Source organism: Aliiroseovarius sp. S1123, from assembly GCF_023015885.1.
In the GTDB taxonomy this organism is placed as follows: domain Bacteria; phylum Pseudomonadota; class Alphaproteobacteria; order Rhodobacterales; family Rhodobacteraceae; genus Aliiroseovarius.
Window position 1 is genome coordinate 684,386 of record NZ_JALKBE010000001.1, and the last position, 23,861, is coordinate 708,246.

Sequence of the window (23,861 nt, forward strand, 5' to 3'; positions counted from 1 at the left end):
GCAGGACGCGCGAATTGCGGCCATGATTCCCCATCAATGAAAGGGAACCCATGGCCGGCGGTTGGGCGCGCGATGGCGCGGTAAGCGAACAGATTGAAGCCTCGGTTTCCGACGAGCTGGCCCGGATGAAGGCCAAAGCCCAGCCCGTGGGCGAAAGCTTCACCCACTGCGCGGAATGCGAGGAAGAAATCCCTCAAGCCCGGCGCGAAGCCTTGCCCGGCGTGAAGCTGTGTATCGACTGCGTGCGCGAACGGGATGCGGCGTTCCAAAACCGCCCCGGGATCAATCGGCGCGGGTCGAAGGACAGCCAGTTGAAGTAAATCCATCAATTTCAATAATTTGAGTTTTCCGAGAACCCAATGACAAACGACTTTTCTGCGCCATTCCAAATGTTAACCACCCAAATTCGAGAAGCGCTCGACCCATTGGGCTACAGAGATGCTGAGTACGGAGCGTTTATTACAGGCCATGTCCCCCATGTGGCGCCTTACGCATATCTTGCAAATGTTTACGCGGGGTTGGATGAAAGCGGACTTGAAGCAGCGGAAGCTGAATGTGACCGCCTTATCCCGGAAGTGTATCGCGCATTCTTGCAACACACGAACGGCCTTAGGCTTGGGAAACTCAGTCTTCACGGAACGACCTTCGGAACACTAGACCGGACCGACTATTTGGTCGGGCAACCGATCAGTCTATCGTATCAAAACGTCCACGAACGTCCTGACTATATTCCCAATGGTCATTTGGGGATCGGGGCGATGAACGGCGCGTGGCATTCGCAAGGTCACCTCTACCTCGCCTCTACAGGTGAGGTGGAAATGTACCATCGCGACGCGAATCTATTAGGCGCGCGCTGGGCATCGTTTGAAGAGTTTTTTCTAAGCGAGATCCCACGCCAGCTGTCTCTATATGATGCCGACGGACGGATTAAATCGGATGTGAAGCTGCTTCCGGGGGATACAGAAACTTGGGAAGAAATCGCGAAAGCTAAGAAAAGCGAACAAGCTCGAGCATCTGGTCTTCGCGGCAAGATTGCGGGGATGTTCCGCCGGTAGGTTTCGAGCAGAGAAACAAGACTGGAATGCTTCCATAACAGAATTCGGAGTGCTAAAAGCCTTTCAGGACACGGCGATGGCGTCGCCGCGGGGCATCCTCCCCGGTTCCTTTCCTCGCTCCTGTACGCCGGGACTTTCAATCGGGAGATTGAAGGCCCCGCCTTGTCTCCTTTCTTACAGGAGGCATCCATGGCCTGGTCGCCGGACAAAACTGAAGTCAAAAGCTGGAACGAATGGGACACTCTGCGCCATGTGATCGTGGGCCGTGCCGATGATTGCCACATCCCGCCGGAAGAGCCTGCGCTGGATGCAAAGGTGCCGGAAGACAGCGACATGCGGGGCCAGTGGGGCCGCCGCCCGCAGGAAACCATCGACCGCGCGAACGAGCTGTTGGACAACTTTGCCGACCAGCTGCGGGGGCGCGGTGTGCGCGTGGATCGCCCTGTTTCCATTGACCATTCACAGCCCGTGACTACACCTGACTTCCACACCGACAGCCAGTTCGGCTGCATGCCGCCGCGTGACGTGTTGCTAACCGTTGGGCACGAGATGCTGGAAGCGACCATGTCGTATCGTTGCCGCTGGTTTGAATATCTGAACTATCGCCCGCTTCTGAAGCAGTACTGGGAAGAGGACCCCCGGTTCCGTCATGAAGCCGCGCCCAAACCGCGCCTTACGGATGCCGATTACCATCCAGATTACCTGTCCGAGAAGATCGGCGATGCACAGCGTCTGGAATGGGCCGCTGAGAAGTTCTTTGTCACCACCGAGGAAGAGCCTCTGTTCGATGCCGCCGATGTCTTGCGGTTTGGTAAGGATCTGGTCGTTCAGCATGGGTTCACCACCAACTTGAAGGGCATTGAGTGGCTGCGCCGTCACTTCCCAGATCACCGCGTGCACACGGTGAATTTCCCCGGCGACCCGTATCCGATCCACATTGACGCGACCTTTACGCCGCTGCGCCCGGGCCTGATCCTGAACAACCCGCAACGTCGCCTGCCGGAAGAGCAGCGTGGGATGTTTGAAAAGAATGGGTGGGAGATCGTGGACGCCGCCCAGCCCGCCCACAACACGCCGCCGCCGTTGTGCTATTCCTCGACATGGCTGTCGATGAACGTGCTGGTGCTGGACCCCAAAACCGTTTGTGTCGAAAAGTCCGAGGTTTATCAGGCCGAGCAGATGGACAAGCTGGGCATGGAAGTTGTCGAGGTCGAGCTGCGAGACGCCTATGCGTTCGGGGGCGGTCTGCACTGCTGTACAGCCGATGTGTACCGCGATGGCGACTGCGAGGATTATTTCCCGAAGCAGTAAGTTCTTTGCATTGGAAACAAGAAACCCGCGCTTTTCGGCGCGGGTTTTGCCTTTTTGTGGGGGAGGGGCTCTGCCCCTCTTGGCCTTTGGCCAATTCACCCCGGGATACTTATGGCAAGAAAATAAGATCTGCGCCGGAGTCAGAGCAGATCTGCCTCACTCCATCGCTTCCAGCTCATCAATGAAGCCTTCGATCATCGACAGCCCTTTGGCCCAGAAATTCGGGTCCGAGGCGTCCAGTCCGAAGGGGGCCAGAAGCTCTTTGTGGTGTTTTGATCCGCCGGCTTTCAGCATCTCGAAATACTTCTCTTGGAAGTCCGCGTCGCCCTCTTCATAGACCGCGTAGAGCGCGTTCACCAAGCCGTCGCCGAACGCATAGGCGTAGACGTAGAAGGGCGAGTGGACGAAATGGGGGATGTAGGACCAGAAAGTTTCGTACCCGGGCATGAAATCAAAGGCTTCGCCAAGACTCTGGGCCTGAACCGACATCCACAACGCATTGATGTCATCCGGTGTCAGCTCGCCTTCAGCGCGGGCGTCGTGCAGTTTGCATTCAAAGTCATAGAACGCGATCTGGCGCACGACCGTGTTGATCATGTCTTCGACTTTGCCCGCCAGCATGACCTTCTTTTCTTCCGGCGTTTTGGCTTCGGATAGCAGTTTGCGGAAGGTCAGCATCTCGCCAAAAACGGATGCGGTTTCGGCCAGCGTCAACGGGGTCGAGGACAGCATTTCGCCTTGTTCGGCGGCCAGCACCTGGTGCACGCCGTGGCCCAGTTCGTGGGCAAGGGTCATCACATCGCGGGGTTTGCCCAGATAGTTCAGCATCACATAGGGGTGGACGTCGGTAACGGTGGGGTGAGCGAAAGCGCCGGGGGCTTTGCCGGGCTTCACGCCTGCGTCGATCCAGCCATCGGTGAAGAAAGGCTTGGCGATCTCGGCCATGCGTGGGTCGAAATCGGCGTAAGCGTCCATGACGATCTTCTCGGCCTCGGGCCAGTTGACCAACTTGTCGTCTTCCATTGGAAGCGGTGCGTTGCGGTCCCAAACCTGCATCCGGTCCAGACCTAGCCATTTGCGCTTCAGCTCGTAATAGCGATGCGACAGGCGCGGGTAAGCGTCGACCACGGCGTTGCGCAGGGCTTCGACAACTTCGGGTTCCACGTGGTTCGACAGGTGGCGGCCGGTCTGCGGGGTGGGCATGCTGCGCCACTGGTCCTCGATGGCTTTTTCCTTGGCCAAGGTGTTGTGAACGCGCGCGAAGATCTTGATGTTTTCACCCAGTACACGCGCAATCTCTTCCGAGGCTGCCTGACGCGTTGCGCGGTCGTGTTCGGTCAGCAGGTTCGCGGTGGCTTCCAGCCCACGCTCTTCCCCGTTCACGGTGAACATCAGCCCGGCGACGGTTTCGTCAAACAGCGTATTCCACGCAGATGCGCCGACCGAGGACTTGTCATGCAGGAACTGCTCCAGTTCGTCCGACAGCTGATACGGGCGCATGGCGCGCAGGCGGTCGAAGACGGGCTTGTAGCGGGCCAGATCGGCGTTTTTCTGGAACCAGCCGTCCAGCACCGCGTCATCGATCCGGTTCACTTCGAGCGAGAAGAAGACCAAGGGCGCGGTGAAAACGGTGATCTGCTCTTGGCAGTTTTGGAAGAACTGCGCGCGGTCCGCGTCGGTGGTCTCCTGATAATAGCGCAGCCCTGCGAAGGACATGATGCGCCCGCCGATCATCTCGATCTTCTCATAGGCCAACACGCAATCCAGCATGCCTGACGCGTCCAAATCTGCCAGCTTGCCCTGATAGGTCTGGGCGAATTCGGTGCAGGCGTTTTGTAGCCAACCCAGATCACGCTCAAGCTCGGGCGCATCTTCTCCGGGATAGAGGTCCGACAGATCCCATTCCGGCAGATCCCCAAACGGGTTGTCGCCCGTACCGGCAGTTGCATCGCGCAGAATTTGAGGGGGTAGGGTGGAAAACATGAGACCTCCGAAAATGTGGTTTCCCAAGACATAGGCGGTGGGGGGCGGGGTTGCAATCGGGGTGTGTGACGTTCTGGAAACAGGGGCGGGCGGCGTGGCGTCAGGGCGGGAAATGGCCGATTTCCCCCCCTGGGGGTTTTGACCCGGCACTAGGGTCCCTTTATAGGAAGGGCAACTATCCTTAGGAGCGTGCGGCGTGATCAGATTCGTCCTTGGCATATTTGGTGCGATGTTTACCGGCATCACCCTTGCGATCTTCATGGCCGCCTTGGTCGTGGGGGGCGTTTTCTGGATGTATTCCAGAGACTTGCCCAGCCATGAGCAATTGGCGAACTATACGCCCGCGACGATCAGTCGGGTCTATTCGGGTGAAGGTCAGTTGATGGACGAGTTCGCGCAGGAACGCCGCCTGTTCGCCCCTGCCGACGAAATTCCCGATCTTGTGAAGCACGCCTTCATCTCGGCCGAGGACAAAAACTTCTACAATCACGCAGGCTTTGACCCGCGCGGGATTGCCGCCGCTGCTGTCGAGGCTGCACGGGGGGGAGCCCTGCGCGGGGCGTCGACCATTCCGCAGCAGGTGGTGAAGAACTTCCTTTTGTCGTCCGAGCGGTCGGCCGAGCGGAAGATCAAGGAATTGATCCTGTCCGTACGTCTGGAAAGCACGTTGTCGAAGGACGAAATTCTGGCGCTGTATCTGAACGAGATCTTCTTGGGGCAGAACTCTTATGGTGTGACTGCTGCCGCGCAGACCTATTTCAACAAGACACTGGATCAACTGGAGCCGCACGAGGCGGCCTATTTGGCGACCCTGCCGAAAAAGCCAGCAAAGCTGCACCCAGTGCGCAACAAAGAGGATGCGTTGGGGCGCCGCAACTACGTTCTGCGCGAGATGTACCAGAACGGCTATCTGGATCAGGCGGTCTATGAGGCCGAGAAGGATCTGCCCCTGCGCTCGGTTCAGAATGGAGACTTCGAGGGCTTCCGCACGGCGCTGCCAGATCGCGACTATTTCACCGACGAAATCCGCCGCCAGCTAAGCCGTGATTTCGGTGAGGAAGAGTTCTTTACGGGCGGGTTAACCATCCGGGCCACCGAAAATCCGAAGCTGCAAGAAGTGGCTGCAGCCAGCCTGCGCCAAGGGCTGGAAGAATATGACCGGGGCAGGGGCGTCTGGCGTCCCACCGGCGTGAAACTGCCGGAAGGCGCGCTGTCGGACGAGGCAAGCTGGCGTCAGGCACTGGCCGACACCAAGTTCCCGCGTGACATCGAAGGCTGGTACCCTGCCGTTGTGCTTGAGGTTGGTGGCAATGACGCGCGCATCGGCATCGAGGGTGTCGAAGAGGATGATGACGGCCATTGGATCCCGGCCAAGGACGTCACGTGGGCGCGTCGTCTGAATGAAGACGGCAGCATGGGGCGCAAGGCGCGTGTGGCGGGTGATCTTCTGAAAGTTGGCGAGGTCGTGCATGTACGCCGCATGGTGAAAGACGCCGATGGCAGCTTTGTCCGCTGGACCCTGCGCCAGATCCCTGAAGTGCAGGGCGGCTTCATGGCGATGGACGTCAACACCGGCCGTGTGATCGCCATGCAGGGCGGCTTTAGCTATCAGCATTCGGTCTATAACCGCGCCACACAAGCGCAGCGCCAGCCGGGGTCGAGCTTTAAGCCCTTCGTCTACGCCGCCGCACTGGACAGCGGGTTTTCCCCGGCGACCATCGTGATCGACGCTCCGATCGAGGTTGAGAGTGGCGGCAAGATCTGGCGCCCGAAGAACGCCTCGAACGAGTTTTACGGCCCGACGCCCCTGCGCACCGGGATCGAGCAATCGCGGAACCTTATGACCGTTCGTCTGGCGCAGGAAATCGGGATGGATACGGTTGCGGGCTATGCCGAGCGCTTCGGCGTTTATGAGCAGATGAACCCGTTCCTTGCCAACTCGCTTGGGTCTGAAGAAACGACGCTGTTCAAGATGGTTGCGGCCTACGCGATGTTTGCCAATGGCGGCGAGCGGGTAGAGCCCACACTGGTCGACCGGGTGCAGGATCGCTGGGGGCACACCATCTATCGCCATGACCGCCGTGACTGCGTGAACTGTACCGATCCGGTGCTGGCTGCAGGGACTGAGCCAAAAATCAACAGCAACCGCGAGCGTGTGATGGATGCGATCACGGCGTATCAGTTAACCTCGATGATGCGGGGCGTTGTGCAGCGCGGGACCGCCAGCGGAACTGTAAACTTGCCGGTGCCTACCGCCGGCAAGACGGGAACAACCAACGACTCGCGCGATGTCTGGTTCGTGGGCTTTACCTCGAACATCGTTGCGGGCTGCTATATCGGCTATGACCGTCCGCGCAACATGCCCGGCGCGTCGGGTGGCGGTATGTGTGGCCCGGTCTTCAATCGCTTCATGTCCGAGGCGGTGAAAGAACTGGGCGGCGGTGATTTCAAAGTTCCGGAAGGCGGGCATTTCATCAAGATCGACCGGTTCTCGGGCGCGCGTCTGCCGGATGATGCCACCGGCGACTACGTGGTGGCCGAGTATTTCCGTGACGGCGAAGAGCCGTTGTTCGGTGTGATGTTTGACGGTGGCTTTGCCATGGGTTCGAACCTGCCCTTGTTTGACCGTGACGGTGCCGGGGGTGAAGAAGTCCGGACATCGACGGGGAAAACGGTCGTGGTTCCGGACAAGGCGGATTTCGGGACACTGTCGTCTGGCGGGCTCTACTAGGCTGAGGATAACAGCCATAGGTGGAATGGTTTTGGTGCCGCAATGCCTATGTCTGCTGAAAACTTCTGCACAGAAAAGCATTTTGCCCATTGTCTTTCCATGTCTTCAACACATATGTTCAACAGACGGTGGTGCGTTTAGGAAAATGCACTCCGCGCAAGAGTTTCGCTGTCATGGCGACGGATGCGGGCCGAAGGATGCACGCAGACCACATCATGACAGGCTAAAAGCGCTTCGGGACGCAGCCGCATGACGGACTGGCCGCCGAAGCCGGAAATTGATGACCCGGCAGCAGGTTCGTAAAAAGCTTGCCCCGATGTCTGAAAATACGCCCGACTTTGCACAGCGAAGGGGGGCACATGAATGGGTTTCGCACGAACCGCCGGATAGACCGGACAGGATAGGCGAAGCCGGAGAAGAAACGCGATGATGCGTGCGAGGATCGAGCAAGGACAGGCACAGGGGCATACGCCCCTTCAGCTGTTGTCCCATCCCCCGCATCTGCTCGCCCTGACAAGTCACCCCTTTCCCCAAGCGCGTCCCCCGGGACGAGCGCGGCGATCAGGGTGCAGAAAGACACAATGGCAAAGAAGATGCTTATCGACGCCACCCACGCCGAGGAAACTCGGGTTGTGGTGGTTGACGGGAACAAGGTTGAAGAATTTGACTTTGAATCCGAAAACAAACGCCAGCTTGCTGGCAACATTTATCTGGCAAAAGTAACACGAGTCGAACCGTCGCTTCAGGCGGCGTTTGTTGACTACGGCGGAAATCGCCACGGGTTCCTGGCCTTCTCGGAAATCCATCCGGACTATTATCAGATCCCGGTCGCCGACCGCGAAGCGTTGCTGGAAGAAGAGCGCGCCTTTGCTGAAGCTATGGCCGCTGAAGACGAAAAGCCCAAAACACGCCGCCGTCGCCGTTCGCGCACGCGTTCCAAAGCGGAAGAGACCAAGTCGGATGATGCGGTCGCCACCAAAGAGATTGATCAGTCCACCAGTGGGATGGATGTAATTGATCTGGATGATGGTGGATCGGATCTCGACGAAGGCCATTCGCCGATGGATCTGGTTGCCGAAACCCCGGTGGAAGAGCCTGTAGAAGACACAGCTGTTGACGCTGCTTCGGATGCGGCTGAGACTGTCGCAGTAGCTGAAGCCTCTGAAGACGACGTGGTCGAGACGGCAGATGCCGAACAGGCACCTGCTGCTGACGCAGGCGATGACGCCGCCAAAGCCAGCGACGATGATGACGACGCCGGTGATGACAGCGACGACGAAGACGACGAAGACGAGCCGCTGGAAGCGTCCGAGAAGGATGACCAGATCGAGCGCGTTGCTGATGACGATTCGACCGATGATATCCGTCCGCGCCGCAAGCCGCGTCCGAAGCGTTATAAGATCCAGGAAGTGATCAAGGTTCGCCAGATCCTTCTGGTTCAGGTCGTGAAAGAAGAGCGTGGCAATAAAGGCGCTGCCCTGACCACCTATCTGTCGCTGGCCGGTCGCTACTGCGTGCTTATGCCCAACACCGCACGCGGTGGCGGGATCAGCCGCAAGATCACCAATGCCGCCGACCGTAAGAAGCTGAAAGAAATCGCAGCCGAGATCGATGTGCCGAAGGGTGCCGGTCTGATCGTTCGGACCGCCGGGGCCAAGCGCACCAAGACCGAGATCAAGCGCGACTATGAATACCTTCAACGCCTGTGGGAACAGATCCGCGAGCTGACGCTGGAATCCATCGCGCCCGCTAAGATTTACGAAGAAGGCAACCTGATCAAACGCACGATCCGTGACCTGTATTCGCGCGAGATCGATGAAGTGTTTGTCGAAGGCGAGGCTGGCTATCGCGTGGCCAAGGACTTCATGAAGATGATCATGCCGTCCCACGCCAAGAACGTGAAGCACTATACAGACGCCATGCCGCTGTTCGCGCGCTATCAGGTGGAAAGCTATCTGTCGGGCATGTTCAATCCGACCGTTCAGCTGAAATCCGGTGGCTATATCGTGATCGGTGTGACCGAAGCTTTGGTCGCGATCGACGTGAACTCGGGCCGAGCCACCAAAGAAGGTTCGATCGAGGAAACCGCGCTGAAGACCAACCTTGAGGCCGCAGAAGAAGTGGCGCGTCAGCTGCGTCTGCGCGACCTTGCAGGCCTGATCGTGATCGACTTCATCGACATGGACGAGCGTCGCAACAACACTGCCGTTGAAAAGCGGATGAAGGACAAGCTGAAGACCGACCGCGCCCGCATTCAAGTGGGCCGCATCTCGGGCTTTGGTCTGATGGAAATGAGCCGTCAGCGTTTGCGCCCCGGCATGATTGAGGCAACGACTCAGCCTTGTAACCATTGTCACGGCACGGGTCTGATCCGCTCGGATGACAACCTTGCCCTGAACATCCTGCGTCAGCTGGAAGAAGAAGGCGTGCGTCGTCGCTCGCGCGAGGTTCTGGTGAAGGCGCCGATCGGCATCGTGAACTTCCTGATGAACAACAAGCGCGAGCATATCGCGCAGATCGAAGCCCGTTATGGCATGTCGGTACGGATCGAAGCTGATCCGTTCCTGATTTCGCCGGACTACACAATCGAGAAGTTCAAGACCGCCACGCGCGTGGTGCCAGATGCGGCGCCTGTCGTGTCCGTGGATGCGTCCATCATGGCGGACATTGATGACGTCGAAGAGGCCGAGGTGATTTCGGAAGAGACACCGGAAGTCGAAGGTGAGGATAAGCCCAAGAAGCGCCGTCGTCGTCGCCGTCGTCGTCGCGGTCGCGGTGGAGATGATCTTCAAGAGAACGGTCAGATCGAGAACGGAGACGCCGAGCAAGCTGTTTCGGATGATGACGTAGAAGCAGAGTCCGCTTCGGACGCAGAGGACGCTCCGAAAGAGGCTGCTGAGGATGCGACGGAAGAAAAGCCCAAGCGCAAGCGCGCCACCCGGTCACGTAAGAAGACCAACGAGGTTGCGGCGGACGCTGAAGGCACTGACGCTGTTGCGACCGAGGCCGTAGAGGCTGAAGCCCCTGCCGAGGAAGAAAAGCCCAAGAAGCCCGCGCGCAAGCGTCGGACGTCGAAGGCGAAGGCCGAGGAAGAGGCGAAAGTTGCTGAAGCTGAAGCTGAAGCGGTCAAGCCTAAAGCCACGGAAGAGGCAACCGAAGAAAAGCCCAAGCGTAAGCGGGCCAGCCGCGCGAAGAAGCCGAAGGCGGACGACGCTCCGGCAGAGGCTGAAGCCGAGGCCAAGGCAGAAGACGCGCCGGCTGAGGACGAAAAGCCGAAGAAGCCTGCTCGCAAACGCGCGCCGCGCAAGAAGGCTGAACCGGTTGCGGAAGAAGCCGTACCCGCGCCAGAAGAGGCCCCCGCTGCAGAACCAGCGCCGGCCCAGGTTGAGGTTGCCGTGGCCGAAGCTCCGGCAGTTTCCCCGGAACCCGCACCGGTGGTTGAGGTCGCCTCAGACGAGCCGCCCAAACCTAAGCGAAAAGGGTGGTGGTCGCTGAACCGCTAATCCAAAGCACAGAAAGAAACAGAAAGAAAAAGCCGGGCAAATCGCCCGGCTTTTTTCGTTCATCCGTGCTTGATGAAGTAATAGGTCACGCCGACCGGACCGGATGTCTCATCCTGCCCCACAAGCTCGTGCCCTTGTTCGGCGCAGAAATGCGGCACGTCGATCACGGCAGCGGGGTCGGTGGCTTGCAATCGTAGGATTTGCCCCTTCTCAAGCGATTTCAGTCGCTTACGGGCTTTCAAAACGGGCAGGGGGCACAAAAGCCCGATGGCATCCAGATCGTCATCATAGGTCATGATTTTCCTTAACCGCTGCGCAAATCGCTGTCCATCTTCCACGAGATCGCAATTTGTCGCGCAGATGTGACAAAGCGGCAGGTGACGTCGCCCGAATCCCGCGCTATGTGAAGCTTATGTTTGGAATTGAACTGATCGACGCAAGCCTTGTGCCTGCCCTGACCATCGCGTTTATCGCGGGGATCCTGAGCTTCCTCAGTCCCTGCGTGCTGCCCATCGTGCCGCCCTATCTGGCCTATATGTCCGGGGTCAGCATGTCAGAAATGAACGACCGTGGTTCGGGCAGAGGCAAGGTTCTTCTGGCCGCGCTCTTCTTCGTAATGGGCCTGTCGACGGTGTTCCTGTTTCTGGGCTTCGCGGCCTCGGCCTTCGGGGCGATGTTTTTGGCCAATCAGACGCTCTTTGCGGGCATCGCAGGTGTGGTTGTCATGGTCTTTGGCGCGCATTTCCTCGGTGTGATCTCGATCCCGTTTCTGAACCGTGAAGCGCGGTTGGACGCGGGGGATCAAGGCGGCAGCGCCTTTGGGGCATACCTGCTTGGGTTGGCCTTTGCCTTTGGCTGGACGCCGTGCATTGGACCTCAGTTGGGCGCCATTCTGGCACTGGCTGCCAGCGAAGGATCGGTTGCGCGTGGGACGTTTCTTTTGGCCGTTTATGCCATCGGACTTGGCATTCCCTTCCTGTTGTTTGCCGCCTTCTTTGCACGCCTCGGGGGGCTGATGGCCTTCATGAAGCGCCATATGGAGCGGATCGAGCGGATCATGGGCCTGCTTCTGTGGACCATTGGATTGTTGATGCTGACGGGCGGTTTCTCGCGCTTTTCCTATTGGCTGCTCGAGATTTTTCCGGCCATGGCGACACTGGGCTAATTTGGCCCGCAAATTCTGCAAGCCGGGGGTTATGTCCTTAACCATTCCGGTTTAATCTGCCGCAAACGACAGGCCGGGCAGATGACCAAAAACGCCGACACATTGAAAATCGTGCGCCGTCGCCGGGTGTTCTACATCCCCGGCTATGACCCGATTCATCCCCGCCGCTATCGCGAGCTTTACCGCACCGAAGGGGCCGCGCAAGCCGAGGTCTCGGGCTACCAGATTGACCTGATTGGACGACAAGGCGCGGCCACCTATGGTTGGCAGGTACTTGGCCGCATTGATGGTCACGAGGTCGAAGCCGAGTTCGATGTGCTGGTCTGGTCCGACATCGTGCGCGACAGCATGGAACTGAACATCGCGCAGACCTACCTGATGATGGCCCGTACCGCGTGGACCTATATCAGCACGGGGACGCTCCGGCGGTTGATGTGGCTGCGTAAAGGGCCAGTGATTGCGGCGCTCTATCCGGTTGTCGCGCTGATCCTGCAACTGATCTTGGCGCTGGTTGTCGGTGGGATCCTTGGTGGGCTGGTCGAGTGGATCGTAAGCGGGCTGTCGCCGCTTCTGGGGTCTATTCTGGGCTGGGTGGTGATGCTGGCGACTGCCGCGGCCTTGCTGATCTGGTTCCGCAAAATCGATAACAAGCTGTTCATTTACTACCTTATGCATGACTACAGCTATTCGGCCTCGACCAAGGGCGCCAATCCGCCGGAACTAGAAGCGCGGATGGCCCAGTTTGGCGATCAGATTGCCGAGGCGCTGGCGACGGATGTCGACGAGGTGCTGGTGATCGGCCATAGCTCGGGCGCGCATTTGGGGGTGTCGATCCTGTCGGATCTTTTGGCGCAGGGCAGGGTGCGGGAAGATGGACCGCAGCTGAATTTCCTGACCCTTGGCCAAGTGGTTCCGATGGTCAGCTTTCTGCCCAAGGCCGGGCGTCTGCGGCGCGACCTGAACCGGCTCAGCCAGCAGGACCAGATCGCGTGGGTGGATGTCACCGCACCGGGGGATGGCTGTGCTTTTGCGCTGTGTGACCCGGTGTCGGTGTCGGGCGTCGCACCAGAACGCGGCAAGCGCTGGCCTTTGGTGTTTTCGGCCGCTTTCACGCGGTCCCTGTCGCCCGAACGCTGGGCCGCGCTGCGCTGGCGCTTTTTCCGGCTGCATTTTCAGTATCTCTGCGCCTTTGATCGCCCGCGGGATTATGATTATTTCCAGATCACCGCCGGACCTAAGACGCTGCGGGATCGGTATCGGGGGCGGTCGCCTTCGAAAAGCCGTATTGACGTTCCGGCCTCGAAATACAGATCAATGGTACCATGACGGATCCTTTGCCTCCCAAGCCGCCTTCGCGCCCCGGTCGGGTGTCTCTGTGGCGCTATGCAAAGCTGTTTCGCAAGGACATACTCTCGGCCCAGCCCGCCCGTCTTTACCGCGCGTGGATGGCCGAGTTTCGGACCCCGTTTTTCCGCAGCTATATGTGCAATGATCCTGAACTGGTTGATCTGGTGTTGAAGGGACGCCCGGACGACTTTCCGAAATCCGACCGGATCCGCGAGGGGCTCGCACCGCTCTTGGGCAACTCGGTCTTTGTCACCAATGGCGAGGTGTGGAAGCGCCAACGGCGCATTATCGACCCAGCCTTTGAAGGTGGCCGCCTGCGCGAGATCTTCCCGGCCATGTGGGACGCTGCCAACGCTGCTGTCGTGCGGTTTGAGGCGCATGCGAACGGCAAGCCGGTCGAGATCGAAAGCCACACTAGCCATGCTGCCGCTGATGTGATCTTCCGCACGCTGTTTTCGATCCCGATCGAGCACGAGGTCGCAAGTCGCGTCTTTGCCGAGTTCAAGGATCACCAGCGCACGCAGCCGGTGTTGAACCTTGGGGCATTTCTGCCGCTGCCCAAATGGTTCCCGCGCTTTCATAGGCGCGACACCAAGCGGACGGCCAAGGTTATTCGCGGCTTGATCCAGCAGCTGACACAGGACCGGATGCAGGCCATTCAGGAGGGCACCGCGCCGGACGATCTGGCCACCAAGATTATGACCACGCCAGATCCGGAATCAGGCGTGTGTTTTGACGCGGACGAGATGGTCGATCAGGTCGCCATTTTCTTTTTGGCGGGCCACGAAACCAGCGCCTCGGCCTTGGCATGGGCGCTCTATCTTCTGGCGCTCTATCCTGATTGGCAGGATCGGGTGGCCCAAGAGGCGCAGGAGCAGATCGACCCCGAGAAGGCCTATTTCTCGGTCATGTCCAAGCTGCGCCAGTCGCGGGACGTATTTCGCGAAACCATGCGCCTTTATCCTCCGGTGCCGATGATGGTGCGCGAGACCACTTGCCCCGAGCGTTTCCGCGCCCGCAAAGTGCCCGTGGGCAGCCAGATCGTCCTTAGCCCTTGGCATCTGCATCGCCATGAACGCCTATGGGATCAGCCCGACGCCTTCGATCCGGAGCGGTTCCAGACGCCTAACGGGAAAGAGTGCCTGCGCGATGCCTATATCCCGTTCTCGGCCGGGCAACGGGTCTGTCCGGGCTCGGGCTTTGCCATGATCGAAGGGCCGTTGATCCTGTCGATGCTGGTGCGGTCTTATCGGTTTGAATTGGTCAAGGATCGCCCCGCCATGCCCGTTGCGCATTTGACTGTGCGGGGCAAGGACGGGATATGGTTGAAGATAATGCCGCGAACGTAGCACGGGAAATTGCAATTTCCCGTTTCGTATTCTTGCAGGAAAACGGCTAGACCACGCGACGGATCGGTTCTTGATTGCAGAAGATCACCAACTGACCGGCATTCTCGACTGCGTGATAGCCGCGTCGTCGAAGTTCATCCTCGAAGCGATCACGACCAACATAGCGTTCAATATCGCGCAGCTTGCGTCTTATGACGGCGCCTTGGCGCGCGGCCTTCGAGCTGAAAAGATCGATCATCCAAGCGTCAGGCGTGAGAGGAGCAGGTACGGGCATACCGCCACGCTAGATCAGCTTGGTTAAGCCCGCGTTAACCGCGATAATAGTCCAGCACATACACCCGGATGGCCGATGCCAATCCGCGATCCACGCCGCGCGCGTTGTCGATCTCGGCGGCCAATGCGTTTAACGGGAGTCCACGGGCACTTGCGATATCCTGAAAGGCTTTCCAGAACTCGGGCTCCAAGGAAACAGAGGTCCGGTGGCCGTGAAGGGTGAGGGAGTGTTTTGCTGGTCGGCTCATGTGTCACGATCCTGTTTGTGACCGTCAAACAGACGTTTGATGCGCGCGGTTTCGGCTGTGTCCGCGTCTTTCTGGGCCTTGGTTCGACCAAATTTAACCGCGTTCTGATCTGCACGGGCCTTTTTATCGGCCCGCGCTTTGTCTTTTCGATACCGGTTCAGGTTGACCGGCTTTTCCATCAGGCTTTCGGGCCGATCATCTGCTCGGGGCGGACAACCTCGTCAAAGGTCTTCTCGTCCACGAAACCAAGCGCGATGGCCTCTTCCTTCAGGGTGGTGCCGTTCTTGTGTGCGGTCTTGGCCACTTTGGTCGCGTTGTCGTAACCAATGGTGGGCGCAAGGGCTGTCACCAGCATCAGGCTTTCCTTCATCAGCTTGTCGATGCGCGGCTCGTTGGCTTTGATGCCGTTCAGCATACGCTCGGTGAAGCTGTCCGTCGCGTCGCCCAGCAGTTGGATCGACTGCAGCAGGTTGTAGCTCATCATCGGGTTATAGACGTTGAGTTCAAAGTGCCCCTGCGACCCTGCGAAAGTCATTGCGGCGTTGTTGCCCATGACGTGGGCGGCAACCTGCGTCAGCGCCTCGGCTTGTGTCGGGTTCACCTTGCCCGGCATGATCGACGAACCGGGTTCATTTTCCGGCAGGATCAGTTCGCCCAGACCAGACCGCGGGCCCGAGCCCAGGAAGCGGATGTCGTTGGCGATTTTATAGCAGGAACCGGCAACTGTGGCCAAAGCGCCCGACATGAAGACCATGGCGTCGTGGGCGGACAGGGCCTCGAATTTGTTCGGTGCGGTGACGAAGGGCAGGTCGGTGATGCGTGCCATGTTGGCGGCGACTTCCTCGCCCCAGCCCACTTTTGTGTTCAGGCCGGTACCAACGGCGGTACCGCCTTGTGCCAGCTCATAGATGCCGGGTAGGGCAGCTTTCACACGCGCGATGCCCTGACGGATCATGTGGGCGTAGCCCGAGAATTCCTGACCCAGTGTCAGAGGGGTCGCGTCCTGCGTGTGGGTGCGGCCGATCTTGATGATGTCTTTGAATTCTTCTTCCTTGGCCTCAAGGCCTTTCAGAAGCTTCTCCAGACCGGGTAGCAGCACGTCACGCACCGACATTGCGGTCGCGATATGCATGGCGGTCGGGAAGGTGTCGTTCGACGACTGACCCATGTTGCAGTGATCGTTCGGGTGAACGGGATCTTTCGAGCCGATGACGCCGCCCATGATCTCGATCGCGCGGTTGGCGATCACTTCGTTGGCGTTCATGTTCGACTGGGTGCCCGAACCGGTCTGCCAGACCACCAGCGGGAAGTTGTCGTCAAACTTGCCGGCAACCACTTCGCTTGCCGCCTGAATGACCGCATCCGCGATGTCGGCGTTCATGGCGCCCGAAGCTTTGTTCGCCTCGGCACAGGCCTGCTTGATCACGCCAAGCGCGCGCACGATGGCGACGGGCTGTTTTTCCCAACCGATGGGGAAGTTCATGATCGAACGCTGCGTCTGAGCGCCCCAATACTTGTCGGAAGGAACCTCGAGCGGGCCAAAGCTGTCGGTTTCGGTGCGGGTCTGGGTCATGTCTTTGCGCCTTTGTCAAAAATACCGGGTTCTTCATAGCGGAATGGGCGCAAAGTTCAATCCTGTATACCGTGGGATACCGCTAACGGTGGCGGTATCCTGTTTGTATTCCGGCCCTAGTGCGTCTGACGGCGGAATTCGTAGACACGGGCCGGGGGCAGGTTGTTCCAGACAATCCCGCGATGACGTGCGGAAATCCCAAGCTCGACCTGCATCTCGTCCGAGATCGGGCTGTTCGGTGCATAGGTGATCTGGGTGAAGAACCCGCGCGGAGACATCACGTCGAAGGCGCGCCCCACAACCTCGCGCTGGATGGTCGGGCGGGCCAGAACCGGCACGCCCGAGATCACGGCGCCGATGTTTGTCAGCCCAAGGTCTCGGATCTCCTGCGCTGGACGGTTCAGGACGGTGACGCCGGGAAAGTCGCGGGTTAGCGCCTTGCAGAACTCGGGGTTGGTTTCCAGAAGGGTCAGGCGCTCGGGCGCCACCCCGCGTTTCAAAATGGCGCGGGTGAAGCTGCCGGTTCCGGGGCCGATCTCCACCACAGGCCCGGTGGTGTTTTCCAGCCCCTCGGTCATCTTGCGTGCCACAGCGGCCGAGGACGGCGCAACCGCCACCACCTGCGTCGGGCGCCGCAGCATTTGCCCTAGAAAAAGAGAGATATTCGAAGCCATCACAGTCCCCACAACTGACGTTTCCCGCAGTCTGACGGGGGAATGTAACGGCTGTGTGGCGACGTTCTGCCGGGACGCGCTATTTGCGGAAACTGTCCAGGCTGACAATCTCGGCGTCGTGATGTTCTTCTTTCACATCCTCGGCAAAGGCCGCTTCGGCATCGTCATGTTCGGGGTCCGCCACGGGCTGCTCCTCCTCGGCCAGAAGGTCTTCGTCTCCGGCCAAATGCAGATCCGGGTGGTGCTCTTCCTGAAGCTCAAACCGCAGGCCGAACTCGACCGAGGGGTCCACGAAGGTGCGGATGGCATCAAAGGGCACGTAAAGCCGCTCGGGCACGTCGCCAAAATTCAGGGTCACGGCAAACCCATCCAGGCGGACATCGAGATCTTCGAACCAATGTTGCAGGACGATGGTCATGTCGTCAGGAAAACGGTCATGCATCCATTCCGCGATCTCGACATCCTCGTGATGGGTGTCGAAATTGATGAAGAAATGGTGCTCTCCCGGCAAACCGCCACTGGCCACGTCGCTCAGAACTTTGCGGATCAGACTGCGCATGGCGTCATGCATCAGATTTCCATAGTCGATCTGGTCGGACATGTCTGACATCGGGCGGGACCTCCTGCGCTTTGGGTCAGAATAGGGGCAGGGCGCGGGGAAGGGAAGATGGGAAGTGATTAGGCGACCAGATTGTAGCCGAGCCCGGCCAGCGCCATGCAGATTAGGGTAACCGGCAGAGAAAGGCGGGACAGCAACAGGGCTGATAGGGCGCAGAGGCCGACGGCTGTCAGATCAACCGAGGTCACGACTGGGCGCGCGCCGGGCAATCCGTCCCAAATCGGAACGGTGCGGGCGAAGAACACGGTCATGGCGAACCACAGCATCAGATTGGCGATGACACCGACGATGGCAGCGGTGATGGCGCGCAGGGCTGCATCCAGCCGGGGTTGGCTGGTCAGCCACTCCACATGAGGGGCTGCGGTGAAGATCCAGAGAAAGCAGGGCACGAAGGTGGTCCAGAGCGTCATCATCCCGGCCGCGAAAGCCAGCCCGACGCCCGCAAGATTATAGCCCGCCATGAAACCCACGAACTGGGTGACAAGAATCAGGGGGCCGGGGGTTGTTTCGGCCAATCCCAATCCATCCACCATTTGGCCCGCGCTGATCCAGCCTTCGGTCTCGACCGCGGCTTGTGCCATGTAGGCCAGTACCGCATAGGCTCCGCCAAAGCTGACCACGGCAAGTTTCGAGAAGAACAGCCCCACATCCACCAAGAAGTCTGCGCCCAACAGGAATGACAGAGCGATCGGCGCCGCCCAGAGTACCCCCCAGAGGGCGATGGTGGACAGGGTTGTGCGGGTCTGTGGTGTCGGTGCAGGAACAGCCGTGCTTTGGGCGACAGGGCGCAACGCGCCAAATAGGGCTGCGGCGACGATCACCAACGGGAAAGGCAGGCCAAACAGGTAAAGTGCAATGAACGCCAGTAGGGCGATGAACCAATGCAGCGAGCGTTTCAGGGTTTTACGCCCCAGACGCCACAAAGCCTGCAATACAACGACGACCACGGTGGCCTTGATCCCCAGAAACAACGCCTCGACCGCCGGGACATTGCCCCAATGCGCATAGGCTAGAACCAGAGCGAACATGACGGCGGCTCCGGGGAGGACGAACAGAAGGCCTGCGATTAGACCTCCTAACGTGCCGCGCAGACGCCAGCCTGCATAGGTGCACAGCTGCATCGCCTCGGGTCCCGGCAGAAGCATGCAGAACGACAGGGCGCGCAGGAATTGATCTTCGGTCAGCCATGGGCGGTCCTCGACCAATTCCTTGTGCATGACAGCGATCTGCGCCGCTGGGCCGCCAAAGGACATCAGGCCAATGCGGGTGAAGACACGGGTAAGATCGGACAGCGACGGTTCCATGCGCGGATAGGGGCGCGAAGACTGTCCGATTGCAAGCGAAAATAGGGGGGAAGTGCAGGCTTCTGTTGCCAGGTGCCTGCGAACCCCGCCCTAAGCTGCTAGGCCTAGGGGCTTAAGTTTCGGCGACCCGAACTGCTTACGCAGCCAGAGCCATTGCCGGAGCTTTGTTGTCATTTGCAACTAGCTTAAATGAACCGATAACGGTGGTATCTCACCGAAACAAAGCTAACCCCTTTAGACGTCCGTCGATCCTGTTTCGCCCCCAAGGTCCCCAAATGAAGGAAGTTGGTGGAGGCGCCGGGTACCGCCCCCGGGTCCGATCCGCTTATTACGAGCGCGTTTATGTCCATAGTCCCCGAGGGGACAGATCATATGTAAGGGCTTGAGAGAGGATTGAAAAGGGGGTCAGCAACTCCAATCGTATAGAGTGTCGCTGAAGTCCTGCTCGGCCAGATCGCTAGGCCTAATGAACAATGTCATTTCGCCGAGGTCTCCCCAGACAATTACATTGTGTTGAGCACCCAATGTAAATACGCAGACAGCATACCCCGTATAGCTGGGATTGGCTCGAATATCAGTCTGACAAAAAATCGGATGCCCGCCAATAAACCCGGTTGGTGAGTACTTCTTCTCATCTAACTTGTTGTAGAGGTCGTCTTCTTCACCATCTTGAAGTTCGGAATACAAACGATCAAAAACCTTATCGACGCGATGGTCCGAGGCTGAAGGTAGGAGCTGTTCGCGCTTGAAGCTAAGGCCCTTTCCGGTCTCATACCAATTGTCCCACTCGAACGGCACAATGACGTCGCTCATATCATGCATACTGCCAAAGGTTTCAGCGCCAAGTGGAGCGCGGAGACACACTGAACTGTCATGGTGGAAGAGGGTTCTATGAGCCTTGGGGGCACCTGACTCGAATGTCAGCCCCATCAGATCGCCTTGCTCGAAGAACACCTGCAACAGTCCAGATGTTGGAAACCCTTCAAGCGGGGGCATCTCGGCGAAGTTGATCTGAACAAGATGCACCATCGGTTTGCCGTTTGCGTCGGTAGGGTATGCGACGCCCGGCGGCAAGGCGGGTTGCCCTCCGATCATGCTTTGGTGGGGAGAGGTTGCGTCGCTGCCATCGGCGGTCATCAGGTTTGCAGGCAAGGCAAGCGAGGTTGCAAATTCCATGATCTCGTTGAAAGCGGCGGATCGATCTTCCGGCTTTATGTCAGTAGATTGTTCAAGTTCAGTTGGGCACATTTCTTACACCTATCCAGAAATCAAAAAATTCTACGATAGATTGTTATGGTGTTTAGCTCGGTCTTGTCGAGCAGAAGGTTGGGAACGTTTGCTCCGTGCAGCGCTTACGATTGCTTTGACGACGTCAGCCGGTTTCTCCCCAACTCAACGGTGTATTCCGCCAGTTCTGACAGGGTGCTATCCGCCCCATCTCCATCCTGCCCCTCAATCGCATCCGCCAACCGCGTGTGCAGCGCCACGATCCTGTCCCGATCCCTTTGCGTATAGGTGATGATGTTCATCAGCGGTTGCATGGCCTCGACGGCACCCGCCAGTTGATAGGACAGCACCGGATTACCTGCACCGTCCACCAGCGCGCGGTGGAAGGCCACGTCTGAGGCGCAGAAGGCTTCGTCTGTCAGGCCGGGTTGCGACTGGCGATGGATTTCCGCCCGCATGGTGGCCAGCTGATCTGGCGTGCGGCGCTGGGCCGATAGGGGCGCGCAGGAGCGTTCCAGCGCGTATCGGGCCTCACACGCCGTTTCAAAGTCTACGCGGTTCATGGACAGTAGCAGGGTCGAGGTGGTGATCTGCTGATCATAGGCCTCTTCAAAGGACATGCGGTTCACGAAGGCCCCGCCCGCAGCACCGCGCTGGGTCCGGATCAAGTTTTGCGCGGCCAGACGCTTTAACGCCTCGCGCACGGTGGAGCGGCCTACGTCGAATTTCTCGCAAAGTTCCGCTTCAGAGGGCAGGCGTTGATCCACGATCAGGCTGCCTTCGATAATGGCATCGCGAATGGCTTCTGCAATCTGGGTCGAGAGGTCTTCGTTTTCGTTCAGGTCCGTTTTCACGCCGCGTCACTTTCTAATTGTCAGACATTTACTTGCCCTGTCGGCAATTGTCAGACATTATCATTCCGACTCGCAAGATGGAGGCAATATGTCGGTCGCGTCAAGGATCAGAACGATGGGGGCACCACATTGGTTGGCGCTGTTTGCCCTGATCCTTGTGGGATGGGTCGCCCTTTACACAATGGCGCTGCCACCAGACGCGTTGGAACTGTCACGCATCTATGGCGCGGATTTCTGGCGCTCGCTCTGCGTTGTGGAGCCTGACAAGGCCGGGTTCATGGGACTGTTTGCCATGTGGGCGGTGATGTCGGCGGCAATGATGGCCCCCACTGCGTTGCCCACGTTTGCCACCTATGACGACATGATCGCCTCGGGCGCAGGGACACGCCAAGGATTTGCCGAGCTGATCGCGGGCTATCTGGCCGTTTGGCTGGGTTTCGCCGCTATCGCCGCCGCTGGGCAGTTGGTGCTCTTCCGCGCTGGGCTTCTGTCGCCGCTGGGGCAAAGCGTCTCGCCGTGGCTGACAGGCGGATTGCTGATCGGGGCAGGGGCGTACCAGTTCTCGTCGCTGAAGGACAGCTGCCTCAGCCAATGCCGCCTGCCAATGACCTTCTTCATGCAATACTGGCGCGAGACACGCTGGAACGCGGTCGCGCTGGGCTTGCGCCTTGGTGCGATTTGCCTTGGTTGCTGCTGGGCTCTGATGCTTTTGGGCTTCGTGGGTGGGGTTATGAACCTCGCCTTTATGGGGCTCGCCACACTTATCATGATTTTTGAAAAACTGCCCGATCTGGGCCGCTATCTAACCCGCCCCTTGGGCTGGGCGCTGATCGCGGGCGGGATCGTGGCACTTGTCCAGGGAGGATAACATGGACGGATCGCAAATTGGTACAGTCGAATGGACCATCAAAGGGGAGCTCATCCTCAACTGTAACTGCACGGTCTTCTGCCCCTGCGTGGTCAGCCTTGGGGATCACCCGCCGACGGAGGGGTATTGCATGGGCTGGGCCGGCGTCCGCATCGACGAAGGCCAGTATGGCGGCGTAGACCTGTCGGGTTTGAATGTGGGTTTGCTGCTGGAAATTCCGGGTCGCATGGCGCGCGGCAACTGGAAAGCGGCTGCCTATATCGACGAACGTGCCTCGGACGAGGCATTTGAGGCGCTGTGCCACATCTTCACCGGGGCTGCCAAAGGTACTACTGGACTGTTCAAAATGCTGGTCAGCGAGTTCCTGGGGGCTGAGCGTGCTCCGGTATCGTTCGAGACTGAAGGCAACACCCGTCGTCTGATCGTTGGCAAGGCCATTCGCGGCTCGATCACCCCGGTTCCCGGTAAAGGCGGTGCCGAACAGGTTATCACCAACACCAACTACTGGATGGGCCCGGACATCACCGTTGCCAAAGCCGATGAAGCCCGCGTGCGTGCCTATGGCCGCGTTTGGGACTTCGACGGTAAATCTGCCGAGATTTGCCAGATCGATTGGAAAGGCCCCGGTCGCTAACGCGGCCGGAGGACCCTACGGGAGCGCGACCCATGGCCCTGATCTCTCCGTCCCGCCGCTTGCGGCGCACCCCTTTCTCTGACGGCGTCGAAGCTGCCGGGGTCAAGGGCTACACGGTGTATAACCACATGCTGCTGCCGACCGTTTTTCGGTCGGTGGAAGAAGACTATCGCCACCTGAAGGACGCGGTCCAAGTCTGGGACGTGGCCTGTGAGCGACAGGTCGAGGTGCGCGGCCCGGATGCCGCCCGCCTGATCCAGATGCTCACCCCGCGTGATCTGTCGAAGATGCAGGACGGGCAGTGTTTCTATGTCCCCATGGTTGATGAAACCGGCGGGATGCTGAACGACCCGGTGGCGGTGAAACTGGACGAGGACCGTTTCTGGATCTCGATTGCCGACAGTGACCTGATCATGTGGGTGAAGGGGCTGGCCTATGGGTTCCGGCTGGACGTGTTGGTGGATGAACCAGACGTCTCTCCCTTGGCCATTCAAGGGCCAAAATCGGATGATCTGGCGGCGGCCGTCTTTGGCGATGCCGTACGCGATATCCGATTTTTCCGCTACAAACGGTTGGAGTTTCAGGGGCGTAGCCTAGTGGTCGCGCGGTCGGGGTACTCCAAACAGGGCGGGTTCGAGATCTATGTCGAAGGATCCGACATCGGCATGCCGCTGTGGAACGCACTGATGGAGGCAGGCAAAAGCATGGATGTGCATGCGGGTTGTCCCAACGGGATTGAGCGCGTCGAAGGTGGGCTTTTGTCCTATGGTAACGATATGACCCGCGAAAACACCCCGCACGAGGCCGGGCTGGGGCGGTTTTGTTCAACCCAAAGCGCCCTTGGCTGTGTGGGGCGTGATGCGTTGTTGCGCGTGGCCAAAGAAGGACCCGTGCAGCAAGTGCGCGCGATTGAGATCTTGGGTGGTGTGCCGCCCTGCGATCGGGCGTGGCCACTTATGGATGGGGATCAACAGGTGGGGCAGGTGACCTCGGCTGCGAACTCCCCTGATTTCAATACCGGTGTCGCGATCGGCATGGTGCGGATGACCCATTGGGACACGGGCACCGAGCTTGACGTGATGACACCTGACGGGCCGCGTGCGGCGACCGTCTATGACACATTCTGGATTTGAGGAGACGACG

General features: G+C 59.1%; 22 protein-coding genes and 1 other RNA gene. 11 read left to right on the plus strand and 12 right to left on the minus strand.

Translation table 11 applies throughout. The features are described 5' to 3' along the window. The first annotated feature begins 50 nt into the window (after positions 1–50). The 3 genes from MWU53_RS03275 (at position 51) to MWU53_RS03285 (ending at position 2,366) form a co-directional block, all read left to right on the plus strand. Entirely contained in the window at positions 51–320 is a 270-nt protein-coding gene (locus MWU53_RS03275) for a DksA/TraR family C4-type zinc finger protein (RefSeq protein ID WP_247090419.1), read from the plus strand. Positions 321–359: 39 nt separating this feature from the next. Further along, positions 360–1,055, plus strand: coding sequence for an SMI1/KNR4 family protein (locus MWU53_RS03280; RefSeq protein ID WP_247090421.1), 696 nt, complete (start codon positions 360–362; stop codon positions 1,053–1,055). Between the two features lie 189 nt (positions 1,056–1,244). Beyond that, positions 1,245–2,366, plus strand: coding sequence for a serine/threonine protein kinase (locus MWU53_RS03285; protein ID WP_247090423.1), 1,122 nt, complete (start codon positions 1,245–1,247; stop codon positions 2,364–2,366). 156 nt (positions 2,367–2,522) lie between these two features. Here the strand turns inward: MWU53_RS03285 and MWU53_RS03290 are convergent, their stop codons facing one another. Then, entirely contained in the window at positions 2,523–4,349 is a 1,827-nt protein-coding gene (locus MWU53_RS03290) for a M3 family oligoendopeptidase (protein ID WP_247090425.1), read from the minus strand. Between the two features lie 196 nt (positions 4,350–4,545). Between MWU53_RS03290 and MWU53_RS03295 the strand changes: the two genes are divergently transcribed. After that, on the plus strand, positions 4,546–7,080 hold the full coding sequence (locus MWU53_RS03295) for a PBP1A family penicillin-binding protein (protein ID WP_247090427.1): 2,535 nt from the start codon (positions 4,546–4,548) through the stop codon (positions 7,078–7,080). Positions 7,081–7,661: 581 nt separating this feature from the next. Beyond that, on the plus strand, positions 7,662–10,583 hold the full coding sequence (locus MWU53_RS03300) for a ribonuclease E/G (RefSeq protein WP_247090429.1): 2,922 nt from the start codon (positions 7,662–7,664) through the stop codon (positions 10,581–10,583). 59 nt (positions 10,584–10,642) lie between these two features. On the opposite strand, the gene MWU53_RS03305 is transcribed toward MWU53_RS03300, so the two are convergent. After that, on the minus strand, positions 10,643–10,879 hold the full coding sequence (locus MWU53_RS03305) for a sulfurtransferase TusA family protein (protein ID WP_247090431.1): 237 nt from the start codon (positions 10,877–10,879) through the stop codon (positions 10,643–10,645). Between the two features lie 116 nt (positions 10,880–10,995). Between MWU53_RS03305 and MWU53_RS03310 the strand changes: the two genes are divergently transcribed. From MWU53_RS03310 to MWU53_RS03320, 3 genes are all read left to right on the plus strand, one after another. Then, positions 10,996–11,748, plus strand: a complete 753-nt coding sequence (locus MWU53_RS03310; RefSeq protein ID WP_247090433.1) for a cytochrome c biogenesis protein CcdA — start codon at positions 10,996–10,998, stop codon at positions 11,746–11,748. 81 nt (positions 11,749–11,829) lie between these two features. Continuing rightward, positions 11,830–13,074 (plus strand): hypothetical protein, encoded by a 1,245-nt coding sequence (locus tag MWU53_RS03315; protein ID WP_247090435.1) that lies wholly within the window; start codon positions 11,830–11,832, stop codon positions 13,072–13,074. Continuing rightward, positions 13,071–14,444, plus strand: coding sequence for a cytochrome P450 (locus tag MWU53_RS03320; RefSeq protein ID WP_247090437.1), 1,374 nt, complete (start codon positions 13,071–13,073; stop codon positions 14,442–14,444). Before MWU53_RS03315 ends, MWU53_RS03320 begins: the two co-directional genes overlap by 4 nt. A 46-nt stretch (positions 14,445–14,490) precedes the next feature. On the opposite strand, the gene MWU53_RS03325 is transcribed toward MWU53_RS03320, so the two are convergent. From MWU53_RS03325 to MWU53_RS03370, 10 genes are all read right to left on the minus strand, one after another. Next, positions 14,491–14,682 carry a hypothetical protein gene (locus MWU53_RS03325; RefSeq protein ID WP_298562585.1) on the minus strand — a complete coding sequence of 64 codons (192 nt, stop codon included), beginning with the start codon at positions 14,680–14,682 and terminating at the stop codon, positions 14,491–14,493. Positions 14,683–14,752: 70 nt separating this feature from the next. Then, complete coding sequence (locus MWU53_RS03330) at positions 14,753–14,965, minus strand: ribbon-helix-helix domain-containing protein (protein ID WP_247090441.1); 213 nt, start codon at positions 14,963–14,965, stop codon at positions 14,753–14,755. Continuing rightward, positions 14,962–15,144: a DUF4169 family protein gene (locus tag MWU53_RS03335; protein WP_247090443.1), complete on the minus strand. Its 183-nt coding sequence runs from the start codon at positions 15,142–15,144 to the stop codon at positions 14,962–14,964. The genes MWU53_RS03330 and MWU53_RS03335 overlap by 4 nt, the downstream gene beginning before the upstream one ends. Beyond that, a complete protein-coding gene (gene fumC, locus MWU53_RS03340; RefSeq protein ID WP_247090445.1) occupies positions 15,144–16,538 on the minus strand; it encodes a class II fumarate hydratase in 1,395 nt (464 codons plus the stop codon). Before fumC ends, MWU53_RS03335 begins: the two co-directional genes overlap by 1 nt. Before the next feature lie 116 nt (positions 16,539–16,654). Then, positions 16,655–17,212: an rRNA adenine N-6-methyltransferase family protein gene (locus MWU53_RS03345; RefSeq protein WP_247090447.1), complete on the minus strand. Its 558-nt coding sequence runs from the start codon at positions 17,210–17,212 to the stop codon at positions 16,655–16,657. Positions 17,213–17,291: 79 nt separating this feature from the next. Next, a complete protein-coding gene (locus MWU53_RS03350; RefSeq protein WP_247090538.1) occupies positions 17,292–17,813 on the minus strand; it encodes a ClpXP protease specificity-enhancing factor SspB in 522 nt (173 codons plus the stop codon). 77 nt (positions 17,814–17,890) lie between these two features. Then, positions 17,891–19,135 carry a chromate efflux transporter gene (gene chrA / locus MWU53_RS03355; protein ID WP_247090449.1) on the minus strand — a complete coding sequence of 415 codons (1,245 nt, stop codon included), beginning with the start codon at positions 19,133–19,135 and terminating at the stop codon, positions 17,891–17,893. A gap of 51 nt (positions 19,136–19,186) precedes the next feature. Next, positions 19,187–19,539, minus strand: a transfer-messenger RNA (tmRNA) gene (ssrA, locus tag MWU53_RS03360). A gap of 1 nt (position 19,540) precedes the next feature. Continuing rightward, the gene (locus tag MWU53_RS03365; protein ID WP_247090451.1) at positions 19,541–20,383 is read right to left on the minus strand and encodes a YwqG family protein; all 843 of its coding nucleotides are present in this window, start codon (positions 20,381–20,383) and stop codon (positions 19,541–19,543) included. 104 nt (positions 20,384–20,487) lie between these two features. Continuing rightward, complete coding sequence (locus MWU53_RS03370; protein ID WP_247090453.1) at positions 20,488–21,216, minus strand: FadR/GntR family transcriptional regulator; 729 nt, start codon at positions 21,214–21,216, stop codon at positions 20,488–20,490. A 115-nt stretch (positions 21,217–21,331) separates the two neighbouring features. Between MWU53_RS03370 and MWU53_RS03375 the strand changes: the two genes are divergently transcribed. The 3 genes from MWU53_RS03375 to MWU53_RS03385 are packed head-to-tail and all read left to right on the plus strand — an operon-like array spanning position 21,332 to position 23,851. Beyond that, entirely contained in the window at positions 21,332–22,084 is a 753-nt protein-coding gene (locus MWU53_RS03375; RefSeq protein ID WP_247090455.1) for a DUF2182 domain-containing protein, read from the plus strand. Position 22,085: 1 nt separating this feature from the next. Then, positions 22,086–22,718, plus strand: coding sequence for a DUF1326 domain-containing protein (locus MWU53_RS03380; protein ID WP_247090457.1), 633 nt, complete (start codon positions 22,086–22,088; stop codon positions 22,716–22,718). 32 nt (positions 22,719–22,750) lie between these two features. After that, positions 22,751–23,851 carry a dimethylsulfoniopropionate demethylase gene (locus MWU53_RS03385; RefSeq protein WP_247090460.1) on the plus strand — a complete coding sequence of 367 codons (1,101 nt, stop codon included), beginning with the start codon at positions 22,751–22,753 and terminating at the stop codon, positions 23,849–23,851. The last annotated feature ends 10 nt before the right edge of the window (positions 23,852–23,861 follow it).

Bases quoted from the DNA above. Each gene is read 5' to 3' on its own strand.
- MWU53_RS03325 (WP_298562585.1), bottom strand. From the start codon at position 14,682: ATGATCGATCTTTTCAGCTCGAAGGCCGCGCGCCAAGGCGCCGTCATA.
- MWU53_RS03380 (WP_247090457.1), top strand. From the start codon at position 22,086: ATGGACGGATCGCAAATTGGTACAGTCGAATGGACCATCAAAGGGGAG.
- MWU53_RS03290 (WP_247090425.1), bottom strand. From the start codon at position 4,349: ATGTTTTCCACCCTACCCCCTCAAATTCTGCGCGATGCAACTGCCGGT.
- MWU53_RS03300 (WP_247090429.1), top strand. From the start codon at position 7,662: ATGGCAAAGAAGATGCTTATCGACGCCACCCACGCCGAGGAAACTCGG.
- MWU53_RS03365 (WP_247090451.1), bottom strand. From the start codon at position 20,383: ATGTGCCCAACTGAACTTGAACAATCTACTGACATAAAGCCGGAAGAT.
- MWU53_RS03335 (WP_247090443.1), bottom strand. From the start codon at position 15,144: ATGGAAAAGCCGGTCAACCTGAACCGGTATCGAAAAGACAAAGCGCGG.
- MWU53_RS03385 (WP_247090460.1), top strand. From the start codon at position 22,751: ATGGCCCTGATCTCTCCGTCCCGCCGCTTGCGGCGCACCCCTTTCTCT.
- MWU53_RS03310 (WP_247090433.1), top strand. From the start codon at position 10,996: ATGTTTGGAATTGAACTGATCGACGCAAGCCTTGTGCCTGCCCTGACC.
- fumC (WP_247090445.1), bottom strand. From the start codon at position 16,538: ATGACCCAGACCCGCACCGAAACCGACAGCTTTGGCCCGCTCGAGGTT.
- MWU53_RS03350 (WP_247090538.1), bottom strand. From the start codon at position 17,813: ATGTCCGACCAGATCGACTATGGAAATCTGATGCATGACGCCATGCGC.
- MWU53_RS03280 (WP_247090421.1), top strand. From the start codon at position 360: ATGACAAACGACTTTTCTGCGCCATTCCAAATGTTAACCACCCAAATT.
- MWU53_RS03315 (WP_247090435.1), top strand. From the start codon at position 11,830: ATGACCAAAAACGCCGACACATTGAAAATCGTGCGCCGTCGCCGGGTG.
- MWU53_RS03285 (WP_247090423.1), top strand. From the start codon at position 1,245: ATGGCCTGGTCGCCGGACAAAACTGAAGTCAAAAGCTGGAACGAATGG.
- MWU53_RS03305 (WP_247090431.1), bottom strand. From the start codon at position 10,879: ATGACCTATGATGACGATCTGGATGCCATCGGGCTTTTGTGCCCCCTG.
- MWU53_RS03345 (WP_247090447.1), bottom strand. From the start codon at position 17,212: ATGGCTTCGAATATCTCTCTTTTTCTAGGGCAAATGCTGCGGCGCCCG.
- chrA (WP_247090449.1), bottom strand. From the start codon at position 19,135: ATGGAACCGTCGCTGTCCGATCTTACCCGTGTCTTCACCCGCATTGGC.
- MWU53_RS03275 (WP_247090419.1), top strand. From the start codon at position 51: ATGGCCGGCGGTTGGGCGCGCGATGGCGCGGTAAGCGAACAGATTGAA.
- MWU53_RS03320 (WP_247090437.1), top strand. From the start codon at position 13,071: ATGACGGATCCTTTGCCTCCCAAGCCGCCTTCGCGCCCCGGTCGGGTG.
- MWU53_RS03330 (WP_247090441.1), bottom strand. From the start codon at position 14,965: ATGAGCCGACCAGCAAAACACTCCCTCACCCTTCACGGCCACCGGACC.
- MWU53_RS03375 (WP_247090455.1), top strand. From the start codon at position 21,332: ATGGGGGCACCACATTGGTTGGCGCTGTTTGCCCTGATCCTTGTGGGA.